Below are 1,167 nucleotides of genomic sequence, written 5' to 3'. Positions count from 1 at the left end.
AGGCGCGGCGGCTGCGGGCCACGAGCGTGCCACCGGCCGCCACCAGGCCCAGCCCCGCCAGGCCGGCCCAGGGCGAGGCGTCCGGGCCGCTCGCCACACCGGTGTCCACGATCGGCCCGTCCTGGCCCACCTCGTGGGTCCGGAACGAGAAGACCTCCTCGGTGGAGGGGTCCACGGTCATGCTCAGCCACTGCGTGGCCGTGTCGCCGAAGGTCTCCACGCGCGTCAGGTTCTGCACCCCGCCGTAGTGCGCCTCCTCCTCGTGCTGGTGCTCGTCGCCGTGCAGCAGGAGCACCGGGCCGTCGAAGGCGGCGGCGCGCTCTAGCAGCAGCGCTCGCTCGGCGGCGTAGCCGGGCTCGCCGGCCACCGGCTCGGCCTGCATCATGATCGCCACGGCGGCGTCGCCCCGCTCCTGCGCGGTGTCGAAGGCGGCGTCGATCCAGTCCAGGTTCGCCGCGCGGCGCTGGCGCACCTCGGCCATCCGCTCGGCCGGGTGGTCGCCCTCGGCCAGCTCGTCCCAGGGGGCCTCGCCGTTCTGGCTGCCCACCACGTGCACGGTGGCGAAGGTGGTGCCGGCGGCGTGGAAGCGCACGTTCTCCACCGACTGTGCGTGCTCGGGCTGCTCGACCGACTGGGGAACCACCTCCATCGACCGCCCCCCGATGGTGCCGCGGGGGTTCGGGTAGAAGAGCGCGCGGGTGTGCTCCAGGCGCTCGGTGGGCAGGTACTGCCCGGCCTTCTCGCGGTGGCAGTCGGTCCACTCGTTGTCGCCCGGGGTGAGCACGAACGGCGCCTCGAAGGTGTCGTACAGCGCGCGGGAGGTGGCCAGCAGCTCGTCGGAGCAGGGGGTGGACCCGCTCTTCACGTCGCCGGCGTGGAGGACCCAGTCGAACCCGTGGGCGTTGACGTCGTCCACGAGGGCGGGGAACTGCTCGGTCTGCTCGGGGCCGTAGGGGGTGTCGCCGAGCACGGCCACGTGGGCCACGTCGTCGGGTGCCGAGGCCGTGGCCGGTGCCCCGACGGCGAGGGCGGCCAGGGCGGCGACGGACGCGGACAGGGACAGGGTCAGGGGGGTGCGTGTGTGCATGGCCCCACCGTGGCCCTCGCGGGTGACCCCGGGGTGGCCGCCGGGTGACGGCCCGGTGGCGCTCAGCCGGCGGCCACCCA

At 74.9% G+C, this 1,167-nt stretch carries 1 protein-coding gene; it reads right to left on the bottom strand.

The genetic code is table 11. The annotated features are described in order from the left end of the window. A partial coding sequence (locus tag HMPREF3099_RS09965) for a metallophosphoesterase (protein WP_141762120.1) occupies positions 1-1,087 on the bottom strand: 1,087 nt, incomplete at its 3' end. Positions 1,088-1,167: the final 80 nt, after the last annotated feature.

Source organism: Kytococcus sp. HMSC28H12 (genome assembly GCF_001816045.1).
Taxonomy (GTDB): domain Bacteria; phylum Actinomycetota; class Actinomycetes; order Actinomycetales; family Dermatophilaceae; genus Kytococcus; species Kytococcus schroeteri.
Note: the sequence above shows the minus strand (reverse complement) of the source record. Positions and strands in the feature narration are given on the sequence as shown.